We start from the raw sequence: 20,325 nt of genomic DNA on the forward strand, positions 1-20,325 counted from the left end.
AGCCCCCGCATGACCCGCTTGTTCAATGAACCCGCAGCCTTCGCTGACGAGATGATCGAAGGATTCGTCGCCTCGCACGGCCGTTGGGTACGGCGCGTCTCCGGCGGCATCGCCCGCAGCACCCGCAGCACTCCCGGCACCGTCGCGTTGGTCATCGGGGGCGGATCCGGCCACTACCCGGCGTTCGCAGGTCTGGTTGGCCAAGGCCTGGCACACGGCGCCGCGATGGGAAACCTTTTCGCTTCACCGTCTTCGCAGCAGGTCTACAACGTGGCCAAGGCCGCGGACAACGGCGGCGGCGTGCTCCTGGGCTACGGCAACTATGCCGGCGATGTCCTCCACTTCACCCAGGCACAGGACAAACTCCGCGCCGAAGGCATTGATTGCCGCAGCATCGCGGTCACCGACGACATCTCTTCCGCCCCATTGGCGGAACGGCACAAGCGCCGCGGCATCGCCGGCGATCTCACCGTTTTCAAAGTGGCCGCGGCCGCAGCCGAGGCTGGCTACGACATGGACCGCGTCATGGAGATCGCCGAGCGCGCCAATGACCGCACGCGCTCGTTCGGCGTCGCCTTCACGGGCTGCACGTTGCCTGGCGCGGATCACCCGCTCTTCACCGTCCCGGAAGGACGCATGGCAGTGGGTATGGGCATCCACGGCGAGCCGGGCATTGCCGAAACAGACATCCCGACGGCGGATGAACTCGCCGAGCTGCTGGTCAAGGACCTCCTCACCGAGGTCCCCGACGGGCTCATCGTGCAGGGCGCACGCGTGGTGCCGATCCTCAACGGACTCGGCAGCGTTAAATACGAGGAACTCTTCGTGGTCTACCGTCGCGTGGCCCAACTACTCGCCGAAGCAGGCATCGAAGCAGTGGACCCGCAGGTTGGCGAACTCGTTACGAGTTTCGACATGGCCGGAACCTCCCTGACGCTCTTCTGGCTGGATTCCGAGCTGGAGGAACTCTGGCTCGCTCCTGCTGACGCCCCGGCCTTCCGCCGTGGTGCAGTGAGTGCCCAAGCGCTCGACGCCGAGCAACTCGCCGCGGGTAACGATGTGGCGGAGCGCTCCATCCCAGTTGCCTCCGAGGAGTCTCGTGTTGCGGCAGCCCGCGTCCTTGCGGCACTTGGCGCCGCGAAGGCTGCAGTCGATGCGAACGTGGACGAACTGGGAAGGATCGATGCGATCGCAGGCGACGGCGATCACGGCATCGGCATGGAACGCGGAGTCCGCGCCGCCGTCGAGGCCGCGGCAGACGCCGTCGAACGCGGTGCCGGTGCCGGAACGGTTCTGAACCTGGCCGGTGATGCCTGGGCCGACAAGGCCGGCGGTACGTCCGGAGCCCTCTGGGGCATGGCCCTGCGTTCCGTCGGGGATGCCTTGGGTGACGTCAACGCGCCCGACGCCGGTGCTGTCGCCACCGGTGTGACCGATGCCGCCGCCGCGATCATGAACTTCGGCAAAGCCAAAGTGGGCGACAAAACCATGGTTGACGTCCTGGTACCGTTCCGCGACTCACTGTCTGCCGGCGTCGAGGGCGGAAGCTCCCTCCCAGAGGCATGGGGAACCGCCGCAGCCACAGCCCAGCAAGCAGCCGAGGCCACCGCGCAACTGCTGCCTCTGATGGGCCGCGCCCGCCCGCACGCAGAAAAGAGCCTCGGAACACCCGACGCCGGAGCCGTTTCCCTGGCGCTGATCGTCCGGGCCATCCAGAACACCTTCGCGGACACCAAAACCGTAGAGAACACCCCAGTTAAGGAGAACGCATGAGCGCCAAACTGCGCCTGGTCATCGGATCGGACGACGCCGGATTCGAGTACAAGGAAGCCCTGAAGGCCGACCTTGAGGCCAATGAACTGGTGGAGTCCGTCACCGACGTCGGAGTGGACGCTGCAAGCCACACTCCCTATCCGTCGGTGGCTATCGCTGCGGCTGAACTGATCGCCGCCGGCAACGCGGACCGGGCACTGTTGGTTTGCGGCACCGGCCTCGGCGTCGCGATCGCTGCGAACAAGGTGCCCGGCATCCGGGCGGTCACCGCCCACGATTCCTTCTCCGTGGAGCGCTCGGTGCTGTCCAACAACGCCCAGGTCCTGACCTTCGGCCAGCGCGTGGTCGGGCTGGAACTGGCCCGCCGCCTGGCCAAGGAATGGCTCACCTACACCTTTGACGAAGCTTCCGCCTCGGCCGAGAAAGTCACCCTGATTAAGGACTATGAAGGTGTCACTTCCTGCTAAGCCCTCTTCCGACCGTCCGAGGGCAGTGATCGGCGTGAGCCTGAAGATGTACTTCGGCTACCAGCGCTCCATCGACTACTGCCGGGACGTTGCCACTATCGCGTTCAAGCACGCGGCGGTGGTCAGCGGCGACATTGAGTTGTTCGTGTTGCCGAGCCTGCCGGCGTTACCTGAGGGCGCCCGGATCCTGGGCGCGGCCGGAGTTGGCACCGGCGCGCAGGACATCTTCTGGGAAGACGAAGGCGCCTATACCGGCGAAGTCGGCGGCAAGACCGTTTCCGAACTCGGCGGCCGGTACGTCGAGGTTGGTCATGCCGAACGTCGGCGGATCTTCGGCGAAGACGATCGGGTCATCGGCCTCAAAACCGCCGCGGCCTACCGCAACGGCCTGACCCCTGTGCTCTGTGTTGGCGAACTGAATGCAGGATCGCCGGAGGAAGCCATCGCCCAGTGCACCGCGGAGATCGACGCAGCCCTCAACCGCGCCGCAACGCTCGGCCGCACCACCAGGACCATCGTGGCCTACGAGCCGCAATGGGCCATCGGCGCACCGCAACCTGCCACGCCCGGCTACATCAGCGCAGTGGTCCGTGGTTTGGACGAGCACCTGCGTTCACTGCCGGGCCAGGAAGACAGCCGGGTCATCTACGGCGGCAGCGCCGGACCGGGCCTGATCACCGAACTGGACACCGCCGTCGCGGGCTTGTTCCTGGGCCGCTTTGCCCACGATCCTCAAGCGCTCAAGACCATCCTGGACGAGACAGCGGCACGCCTTGCTACGGAAAAGAAGGTGGCGGCATGAGCAGGATCGGCCAGAGCAGGATTGGCTTGAGCAGCTACGCGTTCTTCTGGCAGCTCTCAGACCAGGTCAGCGAACCCCTGAGTATCCATGACGCGCTGAAGAAGGCCGCAAACCTCGGCGTGGACCTCTTCCAGATCTGCGATTACGCACCTCTGGAAGACATGAACGACGGCGACCTCGCCGCCGTCCGCCGCACAGCAGACGAGCTGGGGATCACGCTGGAAGTCGGGACCAAGGGGATCCGCCCGGAGCACCTGCGGAAGTTCCTGCACATCGCAGGCATCCTGGGCTCAGACCTGCTGCGGACCATGTTCAATGTTCCCGGCCATACGCCGGGCGCTGACGAGGTCGTAGAAACCTTCGAAGAGGTCCTGCCCGAATTTGAGGCAGCCGGGGTGCGCATCGCGATCGAGACCTATGAACAGGTCCCCACGGAACGGATCCTGGGCGTCGTCCGCCGCGTCAACAGCCCGTATCTCGGCATTTGCAGCGACCCCGCCAATACCGTAGCGGCACTGGAGATGCCGCGCGAGGTGATTGACGCCGTCGAGCCTTACGTCCTGAATATGCACATCAAAGACTTTGCGTTCAGTCGCAAGCAGGGATGGGTCGGCTTCACGTACTCGGGCGCACCCCTGGGCGAGGGTCTTCTGGACTACGACTACATGGTCAAGAAGATCCGGCCCAAAGAAAGAAACATCAACCAGATCGTCGAACACTGGCTGCCGTGGCAGGACTCCGAAGCGGAAACGATCCGCCTCGAAAACCAGTGGACCCAACAAAGCCTCGATTTCCTAAGGAGCAAATGAAATGTCAGCAGAACAATTGACGGTCGCCGTTGTCGGAGCCGGTGGCAAGATGGGGATGCGCGTTTCCCGGAACCTCCAGAAGTCCAGCCACAACGTCTTCTACAGCGAGAACTCCCCCGCCGGGCAGGAACGCGTCCGCGCCGAAGGCCGCGAAATCACCGCCACCGACGACGCCGTTCCCACGGCGGACGTCGTCATCCTCGCCGTCCCGGACACGGTTCTTGGCATCGTCTCCGAGGGCGTCGTGCCGCAGATGAAGTCCGGCGCGATCCTCCTCACGCTTGACCCGGCCGCCGCCTACGCCGGACTGCTGGCCAAGCGCGACGACGTAGTCCAGGCCGTTGCGCACCCGTGCCACCCGTCGGTGTTCCTGGAGCGCACCACCAAGGAAGAATGGGCCGATACCTTCGGCGGCCAGGGCGCCCCGCAGAACGTTGTTTCCGCGATCGATGAGGACGCCCCCGCAGCCACCCGCGACGTAGCCGAAGCAGTCATCCGCACCATCTACGCACCGGTGATCGACGTTCACTGGGTCACCGTCAAGCAGCTCGCCATCCTGGAACCAACCCTTGTGGAAACCGTGGCCTGCATGATCGGCACCCTGCTCAACGAAGCACTCAACGAGACCGTCCACACCGCCGGCGTCCCCGAGGAAGCCGCCAAGGCCATGCTGTTCGGCCACGTACAAATCGCGCTGACCAACGCCCTGCGCGGATCCAACCCGTTCTCCGAGGCCTGCGAAATCGCCATCCAGTACGGCAAGGACACCATCATCAAGGACGACTGGAAGAAAATCTTCGACGACTCCGAGCTGGACGGTGTCATCGCCAAGATGCTCAAGCTGGACGCTGTGAAGCGGTAACTCGCTCGTCACCCTCCGATGGACAATTCACCCCCGCATGCGTGGGTGAATTGTCCGTTGGAGGGTGACCATTGGGGCTTTACCCCCGGCCCCGCGCCAGCGATCATGAAATGAGGCGCATGGACTTTGCCGACCGCAGCAGCACGGCCGCTCCTTTGCGCAGCGGAGGCGCAGCGACATGGCACCAACTACGGAGCCGGCGGACGGATTCCTAACCGACTATTACGAGCACGTCACGGACGACGACGTCCGCAACTACACGCCCGAAACCTTGTTGGAACGGGCACGCTATCACCGCTCGTTGGCAGAACGCCGTGAACCTGGACAAGCAGTCATCGGGGTCCTGAACGAAACTGATACCAGCTTGGTGGCGATTGTCTCGGATGACATGCCTTACCTCGTTCCCTCCGTAACAGCGGAGATCGCTCGTGACACCGCTTCCATCCGGCTTCTGGTGCACCCCACTTTCAGCGTCACGCGGGACCCGGCCACCCACCGCCTGACGGGTATCCACAGGGGACCTCACCGCTCGGGGCTGCCCACCGGCGTCGAACGTTCCGAGGAGGCGCGAGCGGCGACGGCTTTTTCTGATCCGCTCCCTTCGCCAAACGAGCACGACGGCGGACCGCTCACCGAGGCATGGATAGCGATCGAAATCCCCCGGATTCCTGACAACGCGAGCGCCGAGCTGCTGGTGGGTCGGCTGAACAAGGTCTTGGGTGACGTCCGGGCCGCGGCCGAGGACGCTGAGGCCATCCACGAGGAACTGATTCACGAAATCCGTGTGCTGAACGGGCTCGCCGCAAAAGACCGTACGGCGCGGGAAGCACAGGAGCTGCTGCGGTGGCTGGATGACGGGAACTTTGTATTCCTGGGGTATCGCGGGCGCCGCGGCCTCGGCCTCCTCCGTGATGGTGCCGAGCCCGCGGCGCCAGGTGATGCTCCCGGCAAGCCGCCCGTCCTTACCCTCACCAAATCGGCGCTTCGCTCAACGGTCCTCCGACGTTCCTACCTCGACGAGATCAGCCTTGGCACAGTGAACGTGAACGGCACGAACGCTACAGGGTGCACGTTCGTTGGCCTCTTCTCACCAAGTTCAACAGCTCGTTCGGCCCAGCAGATCCCAGTCATCCGGGACACAGTGGAGGAAGTGCTTGGGGCCTTCGGCTATCCAGCACCGTCGCATCATGGCAAGGAGCTTCTTGCAGTGTTGGAGGCGTATCCGCGGGACGAACTGTTCCACATCGATGCGGAACAGCTGGCCATCCGTGCGCGCGAGATTCTGAGGCTTCAGGAACGCCATAGCACCCGGCTCTTTCTTCGTCCGGACTCCTTCGGCCGGTTCATGACAGCACTGGTTTTCCTCCCCAGGTACAGGTACAGCACAGCCGTCAGGCTCAATATCGAGCGAGAGTTGCGCGAGGCGTTTGGCTCCGACGCCATAGAGTTCGAGCTTCGGTTGGGCGAATCCGCGATGGCTCGCGTGTTCTTCCGGATCCTTTTGCCACAGGACCCCTCACGGCACGACTCATCGCACGGCGGCGCTCCGGCGGTGGTGGACGCAGCAGCCCTTGAGCAGAGGATCATCGCAGCTACGAGGTCCTGGGCGCAAGGCCTGGATGAGGCCCTCCAAACGAGGTACCCCCGGGAGGAGGCGGCCCGGTTGTCCAGGCAGTGGGCAACCGCGTTTCCGGCCAGCTACAAGGCTGACTACGAGGTGGAGGACGCAGTTGAGGACATTGCCAAGTTCGAAAGCTTCCCGGCAGAGCCGGATTCTGCAGGCGTGGCGGATCCCCTCCTCACCGTTTACCAACGTCCCGGCACGGCAGTCCTCAGTGAGGACGCCCGGATCCGTCTTTACTTAACGCGCCCGCAGAGCCTAACCGAGATCCTCCCTTTCTTCCATAACCTGGGCTTGAAGGTCCTGGACCAGCGGCCCTTCGACGTTCAGCGTGGCGACGGGCGGCAGTTCTTCCTGTACGACCTCGGCCTGAAGTATCCGCGGGGGGTTGACCCTGTGGGCACGGGCGATCTGCTGGCCGGCGCGTTCTGTGCCGCGATGCGCGGTGACGCTGAGTCGGACGCTTTGGACGCGCTGGTCATCAAGGAGGGCATCGACTGGCGGCGGGTTGCCATCCTGCGCGCGTATGCCAAGTACCTCCGGCAACTGGGGAGCACCAACTCCTATGGCTTCATCGCGGACACGCTCCGCGGCAATCCGACAGCGACCCATGCGCTGCTGGAATTGTTCGAGGCGAAATTCAATCCGGACCGCTTCGCTCCGGACTTGTTCGATCCGGAACTCGTCACTTCCGGTCACGGGGAGCCGGGGCTGGCCAAGGGCGATCGGTTCGAAGAGGGCAGCAGCGAACTGAGCCACAGGACGCAGGCCGTTCATGGAGCCCGGACGAACCTGACGGAAGCCATCGACGCCGTCCCTGTCCTGGACGCCGACAGGTTGCTGCGTTCGCTGGCCAGCCTGGTGGACGCCACGCTGCGCACGAACTTCTACCTCAACAAGCCCTTCATCAGCTTCAAACTCAACCCGGACAATATCCCCGCAGCCCCTGCACCCCGCCCGAAATTCGAGATCTGGGTCTATTCGCCGCGCGTTGAAGGCGTCCATCTGCGTTTCGGCCCGATTGCCCGGGGTGGCCTTCGGTGGTCGGACAGGCGGGAAGACTTCCGCACGGAAATCCTGGGGTTGGTGAAGGCCCAGACCGTCAAGAACGCAGTAATTGTGCCCACGGGTGCCAAGGGTGGGTTCTTCCCCAAACGACTACCGGACCCGGCAGAGGACCGGGCGGCTTGGCTCGCCGAAGGTCAGGAGAGCTACCGGACGTTCATCCGCGGCTTGCTGGATATCACGGACAACCTGGTACCGGATCCCGACGGCGGCAGCAGCGGCCGCGTACTCGCGCCAGCACGGGTGGTACGGCACGACGGCGACGACTACTACCTCGTGGTGGCCGCGGACAAGGGAACTGCAACCTTCTCGGACATCGCGAATGCCCTGGCCGCAGAGTACGGCTTCTGGCTGGGTGACGCCTTCGCTTCCGGAGGCTCAGTGGGTTACGACCACAAGCAGATGGGCATCACGGCCCGGGGCGCCTGGGAATCCGTGCGGCACCATTTCAGTGAACTCCTGATCGATTGCACAACCGAGGATTTTACGGTTGTTGGTATCGGAGACATGAGCGGAGACGTCTTTGGCAACGGCATGCTCCTCTCCCACCACATCAAACTCGTGGCCGCATTCGATCACCGGCATATTTTCCTGGACCCTACGCCGGACCCCGAGGTCTCCTACGCCGAGCGGGAACGGCTCTTCAAACTGCCCCGCTCCTCCTGGGCCGATTACGATCGCACCAAGGTGAGCGAAGGCGGCGGAATCTTTGCCCGGACGGAAAAATCCATCCTGCTGACGGAACAAGTCAGGCTCGCTTTGGGGTTGGATGATGGCACCGACGACAATAGCCAGCTGGCGATCAGCCCGCCTGAGCTTCTCCGCGCAATCCTTACTGCCCCGGTGGACCTGCTGTACAACGGCGGAATCGGCACCTACATCAAGGCATCCACCGAGTCCCATGCCGATGTTGGGGACAAATCAAACGACGCCATCCGGGTCAACGCCAAGGATCTGCGCGCCCACATCATTGCCGAGGGCGGCAACCTGGGAGTCACCCAGCGCGGCCGGATCGAAGCAGCTTTGGCAGGCATCCTGGTCAATACCGATGCGATCGACAATTCGGCGGGCGTGGATTGCTCGGACCATGAAGTGAACATCAAGATCTTCCTGGACCGGATGATCTCCGCAGGCAGGATGTCCGTGGCAGAAAGAACCGTGTTCCTGCACTCGCTCCAACATGAGGTTGGACGGCTCGTCCTGAAAACCAACGATGACCAGAACGTCCTGCTCCTCAATGACAAGCAATTGGTGCTGGAATGGAGTCCCAGCTTTGAACGGACCATGGATTGGCTCGAGTCAGTCACCGATCTGGACAGGGAGCTCGAATGCCTTCCCAGCAACGCCGAGCTTCAGGCGCGGGTCCTGACTGGTAAGGGACTAACCACTCCAGAACTCGCCGTGTTGGCGGCCTACGCCAAGATCGAACTCGCCCGCGAACTCACCGAGGGCGGTTTGTCCGATGATCCCTGGTTTTCTCAAACCCTTCGTGGCTATTTCCCCCGGCAAGTCTCAGAGCGGTTCGGTAAACATCTCTCCACGCATCCCCTGCGCCGGGAGATCGTAGCCACGGTGGTGGCCAACGACATGATCAACGTGGGAGGCATAGCCTTCGCTTTCCGCGCGATGGAGGAGACCACGGTTTCTGCCTCCGCAGTGGCCCGGGCGTTCGTGGTGATGCGGCAGATCTGGGACTTTGACGCCCTCGCCGGCAGCATCGCCCAAGTGCCGCCCACCACTCCCCGTGAGCATGGAGCCGCCGTTGCCCTGGACCTGCGGCGGCTGCTGGACCGTTCCGTCCGCTGGTACGTCACCCATGACTTCCGCGACAAGCCCATTGCCGATGCCTTTGCCAGGCTTGAGCGGCCGATGTCCTTGATGCGGGCGAACCTCACGAGCCTCCTCCATGGAGTGAACCCTGCCCACTCCCAGAAACGCCTGGCCCATACAGACTCGGTGGGCCTGCCCCATGATCTGGGCATCAGGGCATCCGAACTTCTGGTCAGCTACGGATTGCTGGACATTTCCGTTATCGCGGAGGAGCTGCAGGAGCCCGTGGAAGCAGTGGCCGAGGTGTACTTCGCGGTCTTCGAACGGATCTCGGCAATCCCCTTGCTGGAACACATCACCCTGCTCCCCCGGGACACCCACTGGGAGTCGCTGGCACGTGCGGCTTTGCGCGATGACATGTACCTGGTACTCGCGGACATGACCAAAGCGGTAGTGCGGCACACGCCCCGGGTCTCTGATGCGGTGACCGCCGCGGCGTCAGACCCAGTGGAGCGAATCATGGACTGGGAACGCGGAAACATCGAACAACTGGCCCGTGTCCAAGAGACCATCAAAGAGGCTATCAAGCCAGGTCCGGTGGACATTGCAGCGCTCTCCGTAGCGGTAAAGCTGCTTCGCGCCATGGTCCGGAGATGAGGCGTCGGACACTGATACTGCCGGTCATCTTACATATTTTGGGCCAAACGTCCTATGATTGATGGGTCGCCCTCGCATGCGGCAAGTAATAGGAGGCCCCGAAATGACCGCTGCAATCACTGCAGAACGCGAAATTCGCCTGTCTTTTTCAAAGGCAGACGAGATCCACGACGGACTTGAACGCGCCGTGGATGCTTTGATCAAGAACGCAGCAGCAGATGCCAACTGCGGCATCCTGGTGACCCGGCACGAGCCCGGCACCTACACAGTGGCCCTGGACGAATCCGTTCCCTTCGGCCAGACCCACGAAGTGCTCGCTGCGTAGTAGCGGCTGCTGATTGCCAGCTGCGTAGTAGTAATTGCAGTTGTAGTAGAAAAGCAAAAAGCCGGGGCGTAAGCCCCAGCTTTTTGCTTCATTACGCCCGGCGGAGAGTCACGCCGTCGGACTTCATGAACAGTTCCTTGCCTTCCTCCGTGACGCCCGGGCCCGAGTGCTCCAGCCACACCACATTTCCGCTGCCGGAGACTTCCTCGATCAGCCCTGCCGCGATCACGTGCGCGTACTTGACTACCTCCACGCGCTCGCCAACCTTGAGTTGCCTCCAGTCCGAAACCGTCACCGAGTGTGCGTTTCGTCTGGAGAGGACTGCTCCACGTGCCTTCATTGAACTTCTACCCCTTTGTGGATGTTCGCTGTTGTGTATTGAGTTGTAACGGTTGACCGTCAAGCCCACGACACCGTTGGCGTGGACGTGACGTACACCATAAGTTCTACTACATTTGTCACGCCCCGGAGATTGCGTTGCGAACAATTTCCGGGACGTGACAAATTTGCCCATCAAATGAGCGTTTTATTCGACGTCAGGCCAAGATCCCGACGGCGGATTCGGCGGCCGAACGGACCGCACCGGAGCCAACCAGACGGTCAGCCGCTTCGAGCTCGGGCGACAGGAAGCGATCGGTTCCCGGTCCCTGGACCACTTCGCGAAGCACCTCGAGCACGGCTGTACCGGCGGGGCCCGGGGTGAGTTCGCCGTCGGACATCTGCGTGCGCATGTCGATAGCGCGGGCGCTGGTGACCAGCTCCACGGCCAGGACGCGGCGGAGGTTCTCCACGGCCTTGCGAAGCTTGCGGGCAGCGTGCCAGCCCATGGACACGTGGTCTTCCTGCATGGCAGAGCTCGGGATGGAGTCCACCGATGCGGGCACGGCCAGGCGCTTGTTGTCCGAAACCAGGCCGGCCTGCGTGTATTGGGCGATCATGAGGCCGGAATCGACGCCGGGGTCCGCAGCCAGGAAGGCCGGGAGACCATGCGAGCGGGCCGGGTCCAGCATGCGGTCCGTGCGACGCTCGGCGATGGAGCTGAGGTCCGCGACGGCGATCGCCAGGAAGTCCAGGACGTAGGCCACGGGCGCACCGTGGAAGTTGCCGTTGGACGTGACGCGGCCGTCCGACAGGACTACCGGGTTGTCGATTGCAGCGGCGAGTTCGCGGGAAGCCACCAGTGCGGCGTGGTCCACGGTGTCGCGGACAGCGCCGGCGACCTGAGGGGCGCAACGCAGCGAGTAAGCGTCCTGGACCTTGGTGTCGTTGACCCGGTGGGAGGCGACGATCGGCGAGTTGGACAGCACGCGCAGCATGTTGTCCGCGCTGGCAGCCTGACCCGGGTGCGGCCTGAGCGCGGCGTGGAGCTCCGGCAGGAACACCTGGTCGGTGCCCAGCAACGCCTCGACGCTGAGCGCGGCGGTGACATCCGCCGTCGCGAGCAACAAACGGATGTCAGCGATGGCCATCAGGAGCATCCCCAGCATGCCTTCTGTGCCGTTGACGAGGGCCAGGCCCTCCTTCTCGGCGAGAGTGACCGGCTCGATGCCGTGCTGCGCGAGCAGCTCAGCAACAGGCGGCTGGCCGGCGGTCCCGTACAGCTCGCCGTCGGGACCGGTTGCTTCGCCTTCGCCCATGAGGACCAGCGCGCAGTGGGACAGCGGCGCCAGATCGCCCGAGCAACCCAAGGAACCGAACTCGCGGACCAGCGGGGTGATGCCGGCGTTGAGGACGTCCACCATGGTCTGCAGAACCACGGGACGGACGCCTGTGCGACCGGATGCGAGGGTCTTGGCGCGGAGGAACATGATGCCCCGGACCACTTCACGTTCAACCGCCGGACCCATGCCCGCTGCATGGCTGCGGATCAGGGACTTCTGCAGCTGAGTACGGAGATCGTTGGGGATGTGACGGTTGGCCAACGCCCCGAATCCCGTGGAAATACCGTAGGCGGGGACGTCGCTGGTGGCGAGGCTGTCGATGTGGGCACGGACCTTGGCGACGTTATCCAGGGCTTCCTGGGAGATGGTCACCTTGGCATCGTGGCGTGCGACGGCGACGACGTCTTCCGGAGTCACGCCGCTGGAGCCGAGGGTGACGGTGAGCTGTTCGTTCGAGGTGATAGTCATGTTCTTACTTCTCGTTCATGGGGATGCGGACGCCGCGTTCGTTGGCGACTTCGACGGCGCGGTCGTAGCCGGCGTCGACGTGGCGGATGACGCCCATGCCGGGGTCGTTGGTGAGGAGCCGTTCGAGTTTCTCCGCAGCGAGGTCGGTGCCGTCGGCGACGGAGACCTGCCCGGCGTGCAGGGACCGGCCGATGCCGACGCCGCCGCCGTGGTGGATCGAGACCCACGTGGCACCGGAGGAGGTGTTCAGCAGGGCGTTCAGCAACGGCCAGTCAGCAATCGCGTCCGACCCGTCGGCCATGGCCTCGGTCTCCCGGTACGGGGACGCCACCGAACCGGAGTCCAGGTGGTCACGGCCGATCACGATCGGGGCCTTGACCTTGCCCTCCTTGACGAGCTGGTTGAACAACAGCCCGGCCTTGGCCCGCTCGCCATACCCGAGCCAGCAAATCCGCGCCGGCAGCCCTTCGAATTCCACACGGTCCGCAGCAGCGTCGAGCCACTTGTGCAGGTGCTTGTTCTCGGGGAACAGTTCCTTGATGGCCTTGTCCGTGACGGCGATGTCTTCCGGATCTCCGGACAGGGCAACCCAGCGGAACGGGCCCAGGCCCTCGCAGAACAGCGGACGGATGTAGGCGGGAACGAAGCCGGGGAACTCGAACGCCCGGTCATACCCGCCCTTGCGTGCCTCGTCACGGATGGAGTTGCCGTAATCGAAAACTTCGGCGCCGGCGTCCTGGAACTCCACCATCGCCTGCACGTGGCGGGCCATGGACGCCTGGGACTTCTTCGTGAACCCTTCCGGATCCGCCGCGGCCTCCGTGTGCCACTCAGCCACCGTGATGCCCTCCGGCAAATACGACAGCGGATCATGCGCACTCGTCTGGTCCGTGACCACATCAAAGGTCACTTCCCCGGCCTTGTGGCGGCGCAGCAGCTCCGGGAACACCTCGGCGGCGTTGCCCACATACCCCACGGACCAGCCACGGCGCTCGGCCTTGGCGGCCTGGACCTTCGCGATCGCAGCATCCAGATCCGTTTCGACCTCATCCAGGTACCGCTTGCCCGCCCTACGGCGCAGGCGGGTCTCGTCCACGTCCACGATCAGGCACGCGCCATCATTCAGGGTCACGGCCAGCGGCTGGGCACCGCCCATCCCACCACAGCCACCGGTCAAGGTCAGGGTGCCGGCCAACGGGCCTTCCGTGGAGCCTTCCGCGGGGGGCGCCGGGTGACGTCCCTCGGCAGCGAGCTTGTTTCCCACCGCAGCAAAGGTTTCGTAGGTGCCCTGCAGGATGCCCTGGGTGCCGATGTAAATCCAGGACCCGGCCGTCATCTGGCCGTACATCATCAGGCCCTCGGCCTCCAGACGACGGAACTCAGGCCACGTCGCCCAGTCCCCCACCAGGTTCGAGTTCGCGAGGAGGACACGCGGAGCCCACTCGTGGGTGCGGAACACACCCACGGGCTTGCCCGACTGCACCAGCAGGGTCTCGTCCTTCTCCATGGTCTCCAGGGTCCGGGTGATCGCATCAAACGCAGCCCAACTGCGGACAGCACGGCCCGTGCCGCCGTAAACCACCAAATCATCAGGACGCTCAGCGACCTCGGGATCCAGGTTGTTCATCAACATGCGCAACGGCGCCTCGGTCTGCCACGACTTGGCAGTAAGCTCAGTACCCCGCGCGGCCTTAACCGGACGGGCACCAGTAGTGAAATCGGCGGGTGCCATGATGACTCCTTCGTCTTTGGGAAGTGTGTAGTGGAAAGTTCTTCTGCTTCTACTAAAGCCCCTTTACGAGGCCTCAGGAATGGCTTTTAGGTGGGTGCTGTCCGGGATTACAGACGCGCGCCGTCCTTCTGCAATCCTCCGCCCAAACGTCGTTCCGAGGTAACGCAGCCCCTCGCATTCACGCGAGAAGCGGCGCATGCTGGATCCATGGCAACATTCCGAGTGACTACCCTCGTTGCGGCTCCGCCGGAGCGCGTTTTCGCGACCTGGACGGACTTGGACCGGTTCCCGGAATGGATCGGCGGAGTCACCAGCGTGACCGATCGGGTTGGCTCAATCGACCAGGCCGGAAGCCGCTACACGGTGAAGTTCGGACGAATGGCAAGCCCCACGGAGATCCTCGCCGTCGAACGCCCCTGGCACATCCGCACACGGTTCGGCAACGCGATCCTGAAGGGCGAGTCAGATGTGAGGTTTACTGCCGAGGCAGGCGGTACGCGCATCCAGCAGGAGTTCGTGACCCGAGGATTCGTTTCAGCGGTTTTCGGGCGGATTTTCGCCATGGGGTCCTATCGGGGCAGCTTCCGCGGTGAGTTGGAGACCTTCCGCAGACTCGTCGAGCGCGAAGCCTCGCAACCGGGCAGACTGAAGCCGGGCGAACCGGAGCCGGGCGAATCGAAGCCGCGTGGCGACTAGGGCGAATCCACTATGCGAACGGCCTAGCCAGCCGGTCGTCCGTGAATGCGTACGGACAATTCGTCGGCAGCCTTGCGGATGCGCGCAGCCAGTACCGGCCATTGCTCAGCCGGAACTTTGTCCTCCAAGAACGTGACGGCGACTGCCGCCGTCGGCCATCCCACGTGGTCAGTTACAGCGGCGGCGATAGAGCCGAATCCGGGCGTAATCTCGCCATTTTCCGTGGCGTAGCCACGCTGCCGTACCTGGTCCAGGTGGGAGGACAGGGCGGAGTATTTCATGATCGGGAATTCCACTTCGTGGCGCGACGTGAAGGCGGCGGCGTTCGGGTAAAGAGCCCGAACCTGCGACTTTGGCAGGGCGGCCAGGATCGCGCGGCCCGAGGCGGTGAGGTGGCTGGGCAGGCGGACTCCGACGTCGGTCACCAGGCTTGGGCGGTTCTTGGCGCGTTCCTCCACGATGTAAAGGACGTCGCGGCCGTGAAGCACGGCCAGATGCGCGCTTTCGCCGATCACGTCCACCAGCGAGGCCAACATGGGCCGCCCGAGACGCGACAAGGGCTCCTGCCGCGAATAGGCCGAACTGAGCTCGAAGGCGCTGATGCCGAGGCCGTAGCGCTGCTCTTCGTGCAGATGCAGGACGAAGCCGTTGGCCTCCATCACGCCCAGGAGGTGGTACACGCTGGAGCGCGGCAAGCCGAGTGCCGTCGCAATGTTCGACGCCGCCATCGGCCCTCGGCGCGAGGCCAAGAGTTTGAGGATGCGCAGCGTATTTTCGGCGGCAGGGACCTTGGACGTGGCCTTGCCTGGTGCCAGTGGCGTGGTTGTCATGGTTCCTCACTGCTCAAGACTGCTGAAGGAGACACCGTCCAGCCTTGCTCGGGGTGATGTGTCCGGTATCCCGTACTCAAGCGTGCCTTGTTACGCCGGGCAACGCCAGACCACTCACTCTATGCGGTGTCTGAAATACCAGACTTAACTAGTGTCGCGTGTTTGAGAGTGGCTCAGACCGTGCCAACCTCCCGACGCCGCACGGCGGCAAACGCGAACACCGCGAGAGCCGCTCCAATCCCGAGCATCCAAAAGCCGCCACTCCAATCTGTTCCGGTGTTGGTAACGATTGGCGTGTGCGTGAATGGCGAGAGGTCCCTGAGGGTCTTGTCGAAGCCCAGCATCCCGCCGTAGACACCCAGCACGATGCCCAGTGCCAGCAACGCCCAGCCGATTGGGACAGTAGCGCGGGGAAAGGTAACAAAAACCGCAGCGGGCAAGGCAAGGTATAGCAGCGCAGCCGGGATTTGAGCCCCGGCAGTCTCCCATACGCTGCCCACTTCAATGGCTGATTCACCGGAGACCACCAAGGAATACCAGGCACCGAAGGCCGCGAACACCATGACGAGAACCACCGAGGCTGCCCCGAGGCCGAGAAAGCTGCCAAACCAACGAATGCGTCCGAGCGGTTGCGAGAGCACCAGTTCTGCCGTGCCCGCCACTTCTTCCTGCCTCAATCGCAGAACGGCCTGGAGTCCGCAGGCCGCCGCCAGGATGCCACCGATTTCAAACAAGACAGCAATGACCAACTGCGTCATGGATGTTCCTTGCGCCTCGATCATGGCCCTGAGGATCGCGGTCACGGAGGAATTCGAGATGCTCACCTGCTGAATGGCAGCGCCGAGGGCGCCGGTGAGCAGACCCGCGATAAACCCGCCAATGCACCAGCTGACGATGGCCCCCTGCTGGAGTCGGAGTGCCAGGGCGAACGGCCCGCGGAGCGAGGGGCGGGCGTCCGTCGGGCCTCGTCGTCCGGCGAGCACGCTCGCGCCAAAATCCCGCCTCGACATGATGACGGCGGTCAGTGAGACGCATACGATTCCAAGGCCCAGCGGAAGCAGCAGGGGCCACAGGCGATTTCCCGTGTAGGCAAACGTCTGCTGTCCCCAACCGATGGGCGAAGCCCAGCTAGGCCATGCTGCCGTTACCGTAAGGCCGTCCTGGCTGACCTTGCCGGTCGCGTCCCCGAAGCCGCGCAGAAGATAGGCGGCGACCACCAGCCCTGCCGCCGCTCCGTTTGCCCCACGCGAAGTACTCATGAACTCGGACGCGAGCAATCCGACGGTGAGAAACGCCAAGCCAATAGCTCCGGCCGCAAGACCGGCAATCAGCGAGCCCGCGGCATCGAGCCCGCCAGAGATAAAGCCGATCGTGACTGCCGCGGCCACCAGCACGTTTCCTATGAGCCCATGGGTCACTGTCGCCGTCAACGGCATCCACCGGCCCGCGGCCGTGGATGCGACGAGCTCAGCCCGGCCCGCTTCCTCCTCGGCACGCGTATGCCGTACTGCCATGAAAGTGTTCATCAGGCCGGCAAGGACACCGATAAAGGCGAAGATCTGGAAAAACGTAAATGCGTCCAGAGCAGGGCCCCTGACCAGCCCGCGGAGAATCAAAATAGCGGGAGTCGCCGTGGCAACATGCAGGATTTCGGCGCGGGAAGCATCGTCGCCGTACGCCGAAGCCACTGCTGTTGTGGCGAAAAAGGCGAGCGCACCGATGGAAGCAACCCAGCTCAGGAGTTGCCACCGGTCGCGGCGGAGTCGCTGCCAATACAGGTCAAGGAATCGGCTCATCTCAGGGGCCCGTCCAGGCGGGCGGGCGGCGCCGCCGTTGGTGAGTGCCGCCGTCGGACTTCACTTCCTCTGACTGGGGCGGAAGGGCAACCCCGTAGTGGCGGAGGAACAACTCTTCCAGCGACGGCGGAGCGACCAGCAGGCCCTGCACACCCAGACGGCCAAGAATCGGCAGGACCTCGTGGACACGGTCAGAGTCGGCACTGAACTTGACCCGGCCTGCGGCCAAGGTGAGGTCGTGGACTTGGGAAAGGCCTTGGAGGGCTTCGAGGTCCACCTGGTCCTGCGCAAAAGAGATCCCTGTACGGGTCAGGTGGCGCAGGGATTCGAGCGTCCCGCCGTCGACGATCCGCCCTGCGCGGATGATGCTCACGCTGTCGGCCAGTTGTTCCACCTCGGAGAGAATGTGGCTGGAAAGAAGGACAGTGGCCCCTTTCTCACTGACGAGCCTCCGGATCTCGCGAGTGAAGACGGCCTCCATGAGGGGATCCAGACCGCTTGTCGGCTCGTCCAGAAGGTAGACCTCGGAGTCGGCAACCAAGGCTGCGATGAGCGCAACTTTCTGGCGATTGCCTTTGGAGTAGGCACGGCCCTTCTTGGTGGGGTCAAAGTCGAAGAGCTGGCACAAACGCTCCTTGCTGCGTCGATACCCAGCGCGATCTGCCCCGCCATCCCGAAGCCGCGAGAGGAAATCAATGGCCTCTCCCCCTGAGAGATTCGGCCAGATGCTGACATCGCCCGGGACGCTGGCCACACGCCGGTGGAGTTCAACGGCATCGGCCCATGGGTGCAATCCAAGGACTCTCGCACTGCCCGACGAGGCCCGTGCCAGGCCCAGCAGGATACGCAGTGTAGTGGACTTCCCGGCACCGTTTGGGCCGAGGAAGCCATGGACTTGCCCTGCGGGGACTTCGAGATCAAGGCCGTCCAGTGCCTTGACCCGGCCGAAATTCTTATGAAGATCGACGGTCTGGATGACAGGGTCCATGGAGCCGACGTTACGCAGGATCGGCGCCCCTGTGAAGGAAGACAATAGGGAGATGAAATCCATCGACTTGCATCCACGCCGCTGCGTACGGCCTGAACTGCAATGAGTACGTTCGTCCTGATCCCTGGAGCGGGCGGCACGGCCTGGTATTGGAGCCGGGTGGTTCCTCTGCTGGAGCGTGCCGGACACGAGGCCGTTGCCGTCGACCTCCCAGGGGACGACGCAAATGCTGGCCTGCCCGAGTACACGCGACTGGTCCTGAACGCTATAGGCGCCCGTGCCGACGTCGTGCTCGTGGCCCAATCACTGGGCGGTTTTACAGCCCCGCTGGTCTGCGGGCGTGCGTCTGTCCGCGAGCTCGTCCTCGTCAACGCGATGATCCCGATGCCGGGCGAAACCCCCGGCGAGTGGTGGGCAAACACAGGTTGGGACGCCGCAAGGGAGAGCGCTGCGGCGGCCCACGGTTACAGTCCCCAGTTCGACGTCGCCACATATTTCCTGCACGACGTTCCACCGGACGTCGCTGCCACGGGCGAACCGTATCAGCGGGCGGAAGCCAATGCGGTCTTCGAATCAGTCTGCGACTTCACGGAGTGGCCCAGCATCCCAACGCGAGTACTCAGCGGAAGGGAAGACAGGTTCTTTCCCGTGGAATTCCAACGCAGGGTGGCCAAGGAACGCTTAGGACGCACGCCCGACGTCATCGCAGGCGGGCACCTTCTGGCCTTGGCAAACCCGGAGGGCGTAGCCACGTACCTGTTGCAGGGCTGAGCCGCCGTGGCGAAGATGCATAGGGCCCAGCGTCGGAATGTTTACCAAATTCACCCGATTATCCAAATTAACCAAATTAACCAGACTTAACCCATAGAATCGCTCTATGCTCACGACAGAGAATCCCTTTCGCCCTACGGCAGGGGCTACGCCCCCGGAGATTATCGGCAGATCCGGGCTTCTGGACGAGTTTGAATATGGCCTCAGACTAGGTTCCGGGGCACCTGGCTTGCTGTCCATCTTTACCGGCGCCCGCGGCATCGGCAAGACCGTTATGCTCGGCGCGGCCCACGACCTAGCCAAGGAACATGGTTGGGCTGTGATTGCGGAGACGGCTACCGGAACATTCATGGGGCGCATAGGTGAAAAGATGCGTCGACTTACCCACGAATTGGGGGATGGGCCCGACCCGCGACGACGCGTCACGGCAGTCACAGTTGCTGGATTTGGCGTCACCACGCAGTTGTCCCCGGAGCGGCAGGTGGATTGGCGCGAACTCGGTGAGACTCTCCTCCGTCTCCTCGACCAGCGGGCAACCGGGCTCCTCATTACAGTGGATGAGATCCACGCTGCCGATCGGACAGAACTGTCCCAACTAGCGGCCAACGTCCAACACTTTATCCAAGACGGCCTGCCCATAGGACTGATATTTGCTGGTTTGCCATCCGCCGTCTCCGATCTCCTGAACGAGGGTGTGGCAACGTTTCTTCGGCGAGCCGACAAAATCGACCTTCATGCCGCCGCGATACGGGACGTCGAGTCATCATTTGCCGATACGTTCACTGCCGCCGGAATCAGCGTCATCCCAGAGAACATCCATCGGGCGGCCGTTGCCACTGGGGGCTATCCTTTCCTAATTCAACTCGTGGGTTACTTCCTATGGAGGGAAGCCGAAAATCATGATGGATCTCTTTCCTCCGATGGCGTTGACAGAGCTATATCCGCAGCGACTCGTCGCAACGAACGCGTGGTCATCGAAGCTGCACTCGCTACGGCATCTGCAAAGGACAGGGAGTTCCTTCACGCCATGTCGGTGGACGATGAAACTTCAACGATGGCTGACATCGCCTCCAGGATCGGAGCGGGGTCCGCACTGGCAGGGAAGTATCGCATTCGACTTCTGGCGGCCGGCCTCATAGAAACAGCCGGTCACGGCAAGGTTGTCTTTGCCATCCCGGGACTCCGGGAATACCTGCGAAAGAATCCCCGCTCCTAGGTACGCCCAGGGCGCC

Annotated in this window: 16 protein-coding genes; 10 read left to right on the plus strand and 6 right to left on the minus strand. The window is 63.5% G+C overall.

Annotated elements, in window-relative coordinates; all coding sequences use genetic code 11:
* The first annotated feature begins 9 nt into the window (after nucleotides 1–9).
* The 7 genes from AB4Y87_RS01970 to AB4Y87_RS02000 all read left to right on the plus strand — a co-directional run bounded on the left by AB4Y87_RS01970 (nucleotide 10) and on the right by AB4Y87_RS02000 (nucleotide 10,151).
* On the plus strand, nucleotides 10–1,773 hold the full coding sequence (locus AB4Y87_RS01970) for a dihydroxyacetone kinase family protein (protein ID WP_442002813.1): 1,764 nt from the start codon (nucleotides 10–12) through the stop codon (nucleotides 1,771–1,773).
* Complete coding sequence (locus AB4Y87_RS01975) at nucleotides 1,770–2,240, plus strand: ribose-5-phosphate isomerase (protein WP_442002814.1); 471 nt, start codon at nucleotides 1,770–1,772, stop codon at nucleotides 2,238–2,240. The genes AB4Y87_RS01970 and AB4Y87_RS01975 overlap by 4 nt, the downstream gene beginning before the upstream one ends.
* On the plus strand, nucleotides 2,224–3,042 hold the full coding sequence (locus AB4Y87_RS01980; RefSeq protein ID WP_442002815.1) for a triose-phosphate isomerase family protein: 819 nt from the start codon (nucleotides 2,224–2,226) through the stop codon (nucleotides 3,040–3,042). The genes AB4Y87_RS01975 and AB4Y87_RS01980 overlap by 17 nt, the downstream gene beginning before the upstream one ends.
* Nucleotides 3,039–3,851: a sugar phosphate isomerase/epimerase family protein gene (locus AB4Y87_RS01985; RefSeq protein WP_442002816.1), complete on the plus strand. Its 813-nt coding sequence runs from the start codon at nucleotides 3,039–3,041 to the stop codon at nucleotides 3,849–3,851. The genes AB4Y87_RS01980 and AB4Y87_RS01985 overlap by 4 nt, the downstream gene beginning before the upstream one ends.
* Nucleotide 3,852: 1 nt before the next feature.
* Entirely contained in the window at nucleotides 3,853–4,713 is an 861-nt protein-coding gene (locus tag AB4Y87_RS01990; protein ID WP_442002817.1) for a phosphogluconate dehydrogenase C-terminal domain-containing protein, read from the plus strand.
* Between the two features lie 178 nt (nucleotides 4,714–4,891).
* Nucleotides 4,892–9,826 carry an NAD-glutamate dehydrogenase gene (locus AB4Y87_RS01995; protein ID WP_442002818.1) on the plus strand — a complete coding sequence of 1,645 codons (4,935 nt, stop codon included), beginning with the start codon at nucleotides 4,892–4,894 and terminating at the stop codon, nucleotides 9,824–9,826.
* Between the two features lie 103 nt (nucleotides 9,827–9,929).
* Nucleotides 9,930–10,151: a hypothetical protein gene (locus tag AB4Y87_RS02000; protein WP_442002819.1), complete on the plus strand. Its 222-nt coding sequence runs from the start codon at nucleotides 9,930–9,932 to the stop codon at nucleotides 10,149–10,151.
* A 91-nt stretch (nucleotides 10,152–10,242) separates the two neighbouring features.
* Here the strand turns inward: AB4Y87_RS02000 and AB4Y87_RS02005 are convergent, their stop codons facing one another.
* The 3 genes from AB4Y87_RS02005 to AB4Y87_RS02015 all read right to left on the minus strand — a co-directional run bounded on the left by AB4Y87_RS02005 (nucleotide 10,243) and on the right by AB4Y87_RS02015 (nucleotide 14,012).
* A complete protein-coding gene (locus tag AB4Y87_RS02005) occupies nucleotides 10,243–10,491 on the minus strand; it encodes a hypothetical protein (RefSeq protein WP_216922354.1) in 249 nt (82 codons plus the stop codon).
* A 196-nt stretch (nucleotides 10,492–10,687) separates the two neighbouring features.
* Nucleotides 10,688–12,280, minus strand: a complete 1,593-nt coding sequence (gene hutH, locus AB4Y87_RS02010; protein ID WP_442002820.1) for a histidine ammonia-lyase — start codon at nucleotides 12,278–12,280, stop codon at nucleotides 10,688–10,690.
* A 4-nt stretch (nucleotides 12,281–12,284) separates the two neighbouring features.
* Nucleotides 12,285–14,012, minus strand: coding sequence for a urocanate hydratase (locus tag AB4Y87_RS02015; RefSeq protein ID WP_442002821.1), 1,728 nt, complete (start codon nucleotides 14,010–14,012; stop codon nucleotides 12,285–12,287).
* 207 nt (nucleotides 14,013–14,219) lie between these two features.
* Between AB4Y87_RS02015 and AB4Y87_RS02020 the strand changes: the two genes are divergently transcribed.
* Nucleotides 14,220–14,708: an SRPBCC family protein gene (locus AB4Y87_RS02020; protein WP_442002822.1), complete on the plus strand. Its 489-nt coding sequence runs from the start codon at nucleotides 14,220–14,222 to the stop codon at nucleotides 14,706–14,708.
* A 23-nt stretch (nucleotides 14,709–14,731) separates the two neighbouring features.
* On the opposite strand, the gene AB4Y87_RS02025 is transcribed toward AB4Y87_RS02020, so the two are convergent.
* From AB4Y87_RS02025 to AB4Y87_RS02035, 3 genes are all read right to left on the minus strand, one after another.
* Nucleotides 14,732–15,538, minus strand: coding sequence for an IclR family transcriptional regulator (locus AB4Y87_RS02025; RefSeq protein ID WP_216922359.1), 807 nt, complete (start codon nucleotides 15,536–15,538; stop codon nucleotides 14,732–14,734).
* Between the two features lie 173 nt (nucleotides 15,539–15,711).
* Nucleotides 15,712–17,334: an ABC transporter permease gene (locus tag AB4Y87_RS02030; RefSeq protein WP_442002823.1), complete on the minus strand. Its 1,623-nt coding sequence runs from the start codon at nucleotides 17,332–17,334 to the stop codon at nucleotides 15,712–15,714.
* A gap of 1 nt (nucleotide 17,335) precedes the next feature.
* Complete coding sequence (locus AB4Y87_RS02035) at nucleotides 17,336–18,322, minus strand: ABC transporter ATP-binding protein (RefSeq protein WP_442002972.1); 987 nt, start codon at nucleotides 18,320–18,322, stop codon at nucleotides 17,336–17,338.
* 102 nt (nucleotides 18,323–18,424) lie between these two features.
* Here AB4Y87_RS02035 and AB4Y87_RS02040 point away from each other — a divergent pair, with 102 nt between their 5' ends.
* The gene (locus tag AB4Y87_RS02040; RefSeq protein WP_442002824.1) at nucleotides 18,425–19,093 is read left to right on the plus strand and encodes an alpha/beta fold hydrolase; all 669 of its coding nucleotides are present in this window, start codon (nucleotides 18,425–18,427) and stop codon (nucleotides 19,091–19,093) included.
* Between the two features lie 106 nt (nucleotides 19,094–19,199).
* A complete protein-coding gene (locus AB4Y87_RS02045; protein WP_442002825.1) occupies nucleotides 19,200–20,309 on the plus strand; it encodes an AAA family ATPase in 1,110 nt (369 codons plus the stop codon).
* The last annotated feature ends 16 nt before the right edge of the window (nucleotides 20,310–20,325 follow it).

It is taken from the genome of Paenarthrobacter sp. RAF54_2, assembly GCF_052113945.1.
Lineage (GTDB): Bacteria > Actinomycetota > Actinomycetes > Actinomycetales > Micrococcaceae > Arthrobacter.